The 7,763-nt window shown below is 56.3% G+C and carries 8 protein-coding genes; 6 read left to right on the top strand and 2 right to left on the bottom strand.

The window, feature by feature from the left end:
* Positions 1-179: 179 nt before the first annotated feature.
* From FJ398_23815 to FJ398_23790, 6 genes are read left to right on the top strand one after another with little or no spacing between them, the layout of a single operon-like run.
* Complete coding sequence (locus FJ398_23815) at positions 180-1,862, top strand: hypothetical protein (protein MBM3840924.1); 1,683 nt, start codon at positions 180-182, stop codon at positions 1,860-1,862.
* Between the two features lie 39 nt (positions 1,863-1,901).
* Positions 1,902-2,165: a hypothetical protein gene (locus tag FJ398_23810; GenBank protein MBM3840923.1), complete on the top strand. Its 264-nt coding sequence runs from the start codon at positions 1,902-1,904 to the stop codon at positions 2,163-2,165.
* Between the two features lie 16 nt (positions 2,166-2,181).
* Complete coding sequence (locus tag FJ398_23805; GenBank protein MBM3840922.1) at positions 2,182-2,973, top strand: FliA/WhiG family RNA polymerase sigma factor; 792 nt, start codon at positions 2,182-2,184, stop codon at positions 2,971-2,973.
* A gap of 8 nt (positions 2,974-2,981) precedes the next feature.
* Complete coding sequence (gene motA, locus FJ398_23800) at positions 2,982-3,845, top strand: flagellar motor stator protein MotA (protein MBM3840921.1); 864 nt, start codon at positions 2,982-2,984, stop codon at positions 3,843-3,845.
* Positions 3,846-3,872: 27 nt separating this feature from the next.
* On the top strand, positions 3,873-4,598 hold the full coding sequence (locus FJ398_23795) for a hypothetical protein (GenBank protein ID MBM3840920.1): 726 nt from the start codon (positions 3,873-3,875) through the stop codon (positions 4,596-4,598).
* A gap of 16 nt (positions 4,599-4,614) precedes the next feature.
* Complete coding sequence (locus FJ398_23790; GenBank protein MBM3840919.1) at positions 4,615-5,034, top strand: hypothetical protein; 420 nt, start codon at positions 4,615-4,617, stop codon at positions 5,032-5,034.
* 18 nt (positions 5,035-5,052) lie between these two features.
* Here FJ398_23790 and FJ398_23785 read toward each other — a convergent pair whose 3' ends face one another.
* Together FJ398_23785 and FJ398_23780 are read right to left on the bottom strand one after the other, a co-directional pair.
* Entirely contained in the window at positions 5,053-6,327 is a 1,275-nt protein-coding gene (locus FJ398_23785) for a phosphopyruvate hydratase (protein ID MBM3840918.1), read from the bottom strand.
* Positions 6,328-6,611: 284 nt separating this feature from the next.
* The gene (locus FJ398_23780) at positions 6,612-7,346 is read right to left on the bottom strand and encodes a DUF1559 domain-containing protein (protein ID MBM3840917.1); all 735 of its coding nucleotides are present in this window, start codon (positions 7,344-7,346) and stop codon (positions 6,612-6,614) included.
* Positions 7,347-7,763: the final 417 nt, after the last annotated feature.

Genomic DNA, 7,763 nt, shown 5'->3' with positions numbered 1-7,763 from the left:
GGACCACTTAGCCTGAGGGGATCCATCCGCGCATCGCGAAAACTCCGCCCAAGGACGGCGGCACGAAAACCGCTTCGGCCAATCCGAAGTCAACGATTCGGATGGTTCTCGCCGCAGTCCGCCGAGAACCGCGATCTTCTTTGACGAATACAGAAGTCATGTTCAGATAGAGTCCGAATATGCGGGTGAAGAGAGTTTTCACGATTCTAATCGCGCTGGTGATTTTGCCGCTGCTGCTTTTCGCGGCGGAAGGCCAGCCCGCGGCTACTTCGGCGCAGAGCCCGATCGCGAAGTGGCGGGCCGCCGCTGAGAAGGGCGAGGCGTGGGCTTGTTTTAACATGGCTTTGGCCTGCCAGGTTGGCAAGGACATCGAAAAGGACGAGGTGGAAGCCCTGAGATGGTACCGGCTGGCGGCCGAAAGAGGTTTTGCGCCCGCCCAGGCCAACCTCGGTTACTGCTACGAGATGGGGATAGGCACATTGGTGGACTATGCGGAGAGTGTCAAGTGGTACCAAACAGCCGCGCTGCAAGGACATCCGTTCGCCCAATACAATTTGGGAAAGAAATACCAGGCTGGCCCCGTAGTCCCGATCGACCCGAAGATGGCTGAGAAATGGTTCAAGCAAGCGGCGCAACGGAACTTCGTCCCGGCCTACTTCAGCCTCGGTCAGATTTTCGCGAACGATACTTCTGGGAACGCGGATTACCGCGAAGCCTTCCGATGGTTTCGGATGGCTGCGGAACAAGGCTACGCCCCGGCCCAACACGCCATCGGATACCTTTACTTCGAGGGCAAAGGCGTCCAGACCAATTATTTCGAGGCGGTAAAGTGGTATGGGTTCGCCGCGAGCCGAAACTTCGCGGATTCTCATTACAACCTGGCGATCTGCTACGAGCGCGGCTACGGAGTGCCGCAGAACCTCGTTGCCGCCGTCACTCACTATCGAACGGCGGCGGAACTCGGCCATCCCTTCGCTCAATACAGCCTGGGCGTTTGTTACTACGAGGGCAAGGGCGTTGAAACGGACTTTCTCCAGGCTTACAAGTGGTGGAACCTGTCGGCCGTGCAAGGAATTCCCGAAGCGGCCTCCAGCCGGGAAATCCTGGCTCGCTTGATGACCGAGAGCCAGATCAAGGAAGGCCAGCGCCTGGCCAGTGAATTCGTTCCCAGGCAATCCGGGAATCAAGAGAGTCCCAAGATGGTCGCGACGCCCTCGGCTGATGTCTCTGAAATCAAACGCGTCGGAACCGGCTTTCTGATCTCGCAGGACGGCTTTCTTTTGTGCACACTCCGGACGGTGGCGGGCGCAACGAACATTCAAGTGATCACGGAGGCGGGCAGTTTCAAAGCCATCGTGGCCAAGGCCGATTCGCTCAGCGACATTGCGTTGCTGAAAGTCTCCGGAGCATTCCAACCGTTGCCCCTCGTCGTGACCCGGGAGAATGCGGTCAAGAGCGACGTTCTCGCGCTGGGATTTGACAGCGATAATCAAGGCCAATTCAATCCCAAGGCAGCGCGGTGCACGGTTCAAACGCTGCACGGATTTCAAGCGGACCCACGCCAGTTCACATTGCAGCCTCACATCGCGCATTCGTTTGCGGGGACGGCGCTGGTCAACCGCCACGGGCAGGTCATTGGAATGCTGCTCAATGATCCGGAGGAACCTTCCGGCGCGAACGCGGCCAACACACACACGCCCGCAAACAGCTACGCGCTCAAGAGCGACCACCTGATCAACTTCCTGCGCAACTTCCCGGACGTGAAGCCAAGCATTGAAGAAATGAAACCGGGAGACGGGTTGGCGACGGAGGAGATTCAGTCCCGAACTCGCGCTGCCACCGCTTTGTTGCTGATCCTATGAACGGCTCGGCGTGCAAATTGCTTAGCACCTCTTGACTATATGCGATTGGTCGTAGCGATGGCGGGCGCCTTCGGCTTTTTGACGGTCATGCTGGGAAGTCTCGTGTGGAGCAAACCGATCGAGGTTTCTCTCGTCAACGGGATGATCTCGGCGTTTGTAGCCGGCATTCTCTTGCGCTGGTGGATGAAGCTGTGGATCTCCAGCCTGGAGGAAGCGTCCCGGCAGGATGAAATGGCCGCCACGCTCGATCAGCTTGAGGCCGAACAGTCAGAAAGCAAACTAAGTGAATCTGGAAAACCATGATCCTTCGAGATCCGACATGAAAACTCATGTCGCAGAAAAAATGTCCGGGAAGGTGGCAAAGCTGTACCACACTTCCGGCATTAAGGGTTTTTCCGAGGAGGAATTGGTCCTCAAGTACGCGCCGCTGGTTCTGAAGATGGTCTATCGCATCGCCCCGATCGTGCGGTCGGTGGTGGATTTCGATGATCTGAAGAATGTCGGTTACCTCGCTTTGGTCCAGGCGGCTCGCGCGTTCGACCCGGATCTAGGAGTCGCTTTCGAGGTGTACTGCAAGCATCGGGTCCGGGGAGCAATCCTGGATGAACTGCGGAGGAACTCGCCGGTGACCCGCACGGTTTATTCAAAGTGGAAGAAGCTTGAACAGACGATTCAAGACCTGGAGGAAAAGCTCGGCCACACGCCGACGGAATCGGAGATTGCCGCCGCTCTCGGCACGACCGTCAACGGTTACCGCGAACTGCTCGATGAATTGCGGTTGGTCGCTTACGTTTCGTTGGATGAGATTTCCTCGCAGGAGAGCGACTCCGGCGAATTCACTCCCTTCCAACTGGCCGACATTCACCAGGTGGATCCCGCCGGCCAGGTGACCGCACGCGACTTGCAGGAACTGGTTCGGGAGCGTATTCTGCAGATGAGTCCACAGCAGAAGAAGATTTTGACTCTTTATTATTACGAAGGCCTCCGATTCAAAGATATCGCCGTGCTCATGAAATTGAGCGAATCCCGAATCTGCCAGATTCATACCGAGGCGATCATGGTTCTGCGTGCCTTCCTTGACAGAGAACAAAGTATGATCGATAAACTCTAAGCAATCCTATGATTATCTTTATAGGTCTCATCGTCATGTGCGGCGGTATCGTCTGGGGGTTTACGCATGGGGGCGGAAAGCTTGGCGACCTGTTCCACATCGGCGAGATCGTCACCATCCTGAGCATCGCCCTGGGATCAATGATCATCATGTCGCCCTTGAAGTTGTTGATACACGCGGTCAAATTAAGCATCGCCGTTCTCAAAGGGGCTCCTTTCAAGAAAACGGACTTTGAGGATGTTTTGAAAGTCATGTATGAGCTGTTTGTCTTGGGCCGAAGAAACGGCATGATCGCCTTGGAAGAGCATGTGATGAACCCCACCGCCAGCAGCCTCTTCAAGAAATACCCTTCGTTCCATCACAATCATTCCGCGCTGGAATTCTTCTGCGACGGTTTGAGGCCGATTGTCGATGGCCGAATCAAGCCCGATCAGCTTGCGCCTTTGATGGAAAAATCATTGGCGAGCATTGAGCATGAGAAACACATGGTGCCCTTGGTCGTCAGCAAAGTGGCTGATGCACTTCCGGGGATTGGTATTGTGGCAGCGGTGTTGGGAATCATTCTGACGATGGGCGCCATCAGCGGGGATGTCAGTCTGGTGGGTCAAAAGATCGGCGCAGCGCTCAGCGGCACGCTCTTGGGAGTATTCCTCTGCTACGGGATCGTGGGGCCCATAGCCACAAACATGGACTTTTACAACCACGGCGAGATGACCTACCTCAACTGCATCAAAGAAGCGGTTGTTGCCTTTGCAAACGGCCTGCCTCCCCTGGTGGCCGTCGAGGTAGGACGGCGCGTGCTGGAAGAGGACATGCGCCCCAACGCGGCGGAACTCGAGACGATGCTCAAGACCTTGGGCGCTCAAAAGTAGTCGGATCCTTAAAGAAAGTTTTTTCCTATGGCAGCAGGTGGCGGTGGATCATGGAAAGTAGCCTTCGCGGATTTCATGACGGCCATGATGGCTTTGTTTCTGGTTTTGTGGATTTTGAATCAATCCGAGACCGTCAAGGGGAACGTCGAAGAGTTTTTCAAGAACCCTTGGAAGGCGGCGCTCAGTGATTCGACGGGCATCATCCCGGTGAAGGACGCAACCGTAACGACTTCCCAAAAATCCAACTTCGATGCCCCATCCGCGATTCAACTCGACGCGGCACGCCGGATCAACGAGGACCTTCTAAAAACCTTTGTTCAGAACAAAGAATTCCGCGAGCACAGGTCAATGGTCGTTGAAATGACCTCCGATGGTTTGCTGATCAATTTCTTGGACAACCCGAGCCAGCCTGTGTTCCAAATCGAAACCAACTCCGTCAAGTTTACCGAGTACGGACGTTGGGTTTTCGACACCGTGGCCTGGGAGATTGCGCGCTACCCTTCTACCGCGATAGAATTGGAAGGGCACACGGAAAGCGGTTTCAAGACGTTGCCCGGTGACTACGGGAGCTGGGAAGTCTCCCTGGATGAAGCGAAACTTGCCCGCCAGCAGTTGCTCAAGGATGGTGTCACCGAAAGCCAGATCATCAAAATCTCCGGCTACGCCGGCACCAGGTCGCTCAAAGACCGGCAGCCAAACGATCGCTCCAATCGCAGGGTTACCATCATGATCCGCGCCGGCCGGGAAGAATAGCCTTCGTTAACGCCTTATGGCCGGCACTTTCGTTCCATTCTTTGAGCGCCCGAGCGCAAGCGAAGCGCTGCCGCAGTATCAGTTCAACCAGTACAAGCTTTCCCGAGTCACGCTGGCGCCGCCTCAAACCGTCCGCCACGTCGATAAGGGCGAAATCCGGTCAAAACTGCTTAATGACCTCAAGAACGCGTTTGCGCTGTCCCTCCCAGAGAGTATGGTCCAGCAAATCCTCGGTGAACTGAAGCGACACCGATCTTCATCCCGCGCAGTCCTCCAGAATTTCGATGGCGAGGCTCCCGCCGAAAGCCCCGAACTGTCCGAGGAGTCGTCCGCTGAGAAACCGGTCATCAAACTGGAAAAGGAAGGCGACAAGATCACTCACATCGTCGTGGAGTGCGAGTGTGGTCAGGAAATCACCCTGGACTGCATCTATTAGCCGTCCCCTGCTCCGCGGTTAAAACTTCCCTCCGTACACTGCGTTCTTGCCGAGCGCCTGCTCAATCCGGAGCAACTGATTGTATTTGGCCAACCGGTCCGTCCGGCTCAGTGATCCCGTCTTGATTTGGCCGGCGTTGGTCGCCACCGCGATGTCCGCAATCGTTGCGTCTTCCGTTTCTCCGGAGCGATGGCTGATAACCGCCGTGTAGTTGTTCTCCTGCGCGAGCTCCACGGCGTCCAGAGTCTCGGTGAGAGATCCGATTTGGTTGACCTTGACCAGAATCGAATTGGCCACGCCCTGGTCGATGCCCTTTTTCAGGAACTTCACGTTCGTGACGAAAAGGTCGTCCCCCACCAACTGCACGCAGTCTCCCAGCCGGTCCGTCAGCAGTTTCCACGTCTTCCAGTCGCCTTCAGCGCAACCGTCCTCAATGCTGATAATCGGGTATTTGCCAATCAGATCCTCGTAGAACGACACAATCTCTTCCCCGGACAGTTTCCGGCCCGTGCTCTTCTTGAAAACGTACTTGCCGCTCGCCTTGTCGTAGAACTCGGACGCCGCGACGTCCAGCGCGAGAAAGATCTCCTTCCCGGCCTTGTAACCCGCGGCCTTGGTTGCCTCCAGAATGGCGTCGATGGCGGATTCAGTGCTCTCAAGTTTCGGCGCGAATCCGCCTTCATCCCCGACGGCGGTGGAGAGGCCGCGCTTTTTGAGGACTGACTTCAAGCCGTGAAAAATCTCGGTGATCGCCCGAAGTCCTTCCGAGTAAGTTGGCAGACCCTTGGGCACGATCATGAACTCCTGAAAATCAATGGGGGCGTCCGAGTGGGCGCCGCCGTTGATGACGTTGGCCATCGGAACCGGAAGGACCTTGGCGTTGGGACCGCCCAGATATTTGAACAAAGGCAGGTTTACCGCGTCCGCTGCTGCTTTCGCGTTAGCCAGTGAAACCGCGAGAATCGCGTTGGCGCCGAGTTTTGATTTGGTCTCCGTCCCATCCAATTCCAGCATGGTCCGATCAACCGTCAACTGGTCGAACGCGCTGACGCCTTTGAGCGCGGGGCGAATTCTTTCCACGACGTTCTTCACCGCCTTGCTCACCCCCTTGCCCAGATACCGGTTCTTGTCGCCATCGCGGAGTTCGAGCGCTTCATGTTCGCCCGTGCTCGCCCCGGAAGGCACCGCCGCCCGGCCCACAATCCCGATTCCCAAAATGACATCGACTTCGACGGTCGGATTGCCGCGAGAGTCAAGGATTTCCCTGGCCTGAATGTCGGAGATAACGCTCATAAACCTGTTCGTGTTAGTTCAAATGAACGCGCATGATAGGAATGGCGGCGTTTGAGTCAAGGAAACCGTGTGCGGAGTGTGCGAAGTGTGGAGTTTCTCCCGCCGAACCTGGATTCAACCACAGATTACACGGATCACGCGGATAAGGCTGCTTCCGCATCCGCGAAATCCGTGAAATCCGCGGTCAAGAAGTCCCCACGAAGACAGGAAGCATTTGCGCGAACGGGTGCCGCGCGAACGAAATGGAACTCGGGGAAAAGAAGAGTTTCCCCGCCGAATGGCTCTTACCGCAAGTTGCTGATCAACATCGAGCCGGGGCCTGACGTATTGTCGGTGGGAAACCAAAACCGCTTCGTCTTCTCGACCACGTCATAGCGTTTCTTGTCCATCTTCTCGACGCGAAGATCGGCCATGACGAGATGCCCGCGATTGTTATGCCGCAAAGCCAGAGCGCGCGACGCGAGACTCGGTCCGACTTGCCCGGAGTAATCATTCGCGCTCAGATAACCTTCCATGAATAGCATGGTCTGGGAGGGATCGAGAAAACCGGAAAGATCCGTCGCATGGCAAATCGCGCAGTTCATCGCATAGCTGTAATCTCGCGGGCGGTTGACGCTTCCAAAGCCTGCGTTCGGAGCGGCCTGAGCCGACCATTTCGGGCGCGACTTCTGGCCCAGCTCAATCTTGTCCGTCGGGCACATATACACTTCCTTGGTTTTCAAGTAGGGAAACAACCGCCCGGTCGTGATATCGGGCGTCCGGTTGTAAAGCCAGTTCCGAAACCAGGGGAGGTGTCCGTTCGCGTCCATGGAGTACATCGACGACGCCAGGGCGATCTGACGCAGGTTGTTGAGGCAACTGAGGGTTCGCGCGGATTCCTTTGCCCGGGCCAGAACAGGCAATAACATGCCGGCCAGCACCGCGATGATGGCGATGACGACTAGCAACTCGATGAGTGTAAAAGCCGGGCGGGATTCACGTGAGTCACCGCAAGAGAACTCGGAAAAGTCGGTTCGCATGGCAGCGGTCGGTTGGGTTTTCTGAACGCTAGGCTTCTAATGCTAAAAATCAAGTTTGTTTTCAACCTGGCTTGTCTTCGCAGTGACAAGAACGGCTCGACGGTTGAGGCATCAGGGATGATTCAAGAAGGAGGAGCGCGGGCAGCTTGCCCGCGTGGTTTCACCGGATGATTTCAAGAAAAACGGCAGGCAGGCCGCCCGCGCTCCTTTCGCGAGATTCTGAATCAGCCCTGATCCCCACCGTTGGTGAATTGAGGGAATACCGTCGAAGCAGATTCCACCCGACACGACTGAGGCATGCAATTTTGGTGAATTGTAAATTCGGAAATCTGGCTTAGAGCGTGTCCGAAAATTGCGCGGGGTCCTGCGGCGAGGGATTTTGGCTGTGGCCAAGGCGGCGAGGTCCGAGCATCCCCA

The organism is Verrucomicrobiota bacterium (assembly GCA_016871535.1).
Taxonomy (GTDB): Bacteria; Verrucomicrobiota; Verrucomicrobiia; order Limisphaerales; family SIBE01; genus VHCZ01.
Note: the sequence above shows the minus strand (reverse complement) of the source record. Positions and strands in the feature narration are given on the sequence as shown.

Bases quoted from the DNA above. Each gene is read 5' to 3' on its own strand.
- FJ398_23785 (MBM3840918.1), bottom strand. From the start codon at position 6,327: ATGAGCGTTATCTCCGACATTCAGGCCAGGGAAATCCTTGACTCTCGC.
- FJ398_23790 (MBM3840919.1), top strand. From the start codon at position 4,615: ATGGCCGGCACTTTCGTTCCATTCTTTGAGCGCCCGAGCGCAAGCGAA.
- FJ398_23795 (MBM3840920.1), top strand. From the start codon at position 3,873: ATGGCAGCAGGTGGCGGTGGATCATGGAAAGTAGCCTTCGCGGATTTC.
- FJ398_23810 (MBM3840923.1), top strand. From the start codon at position 1,902: ATGCGATTGGTCGTAGCGATGGCGGGCGCCTTCGGCTTTTTGACGGTC.
- motA (MBM3840921.1), top strand. From the start codon at position 2,982: ATGATTATCTTTATAGGTCTCATCGTCATGTGCGGCGGTATCGTCTGG.
- FJ398_23815 (MBM3840924.1), top strand. From the start codon at position 180: ATGCGGGTGAAGAGAGTTTTCACGATTCTAATCGCGCTGGTGATTTTG.
- FJ398_23805 (MBM3840922.1), top strand. From the start codon at position 2,182: ATGAAAACTCATGTCGCAGAAAAAATGTCCGGGAAGGTGGCAAAGCTG.
- FJ398_23780 (MBM3840917.1), bottom strand. From the start codon at position 7,346: ATGCGAACCGACTTTTCCGAGTTCTCTTGCGGTGACTCACGTGAATCC.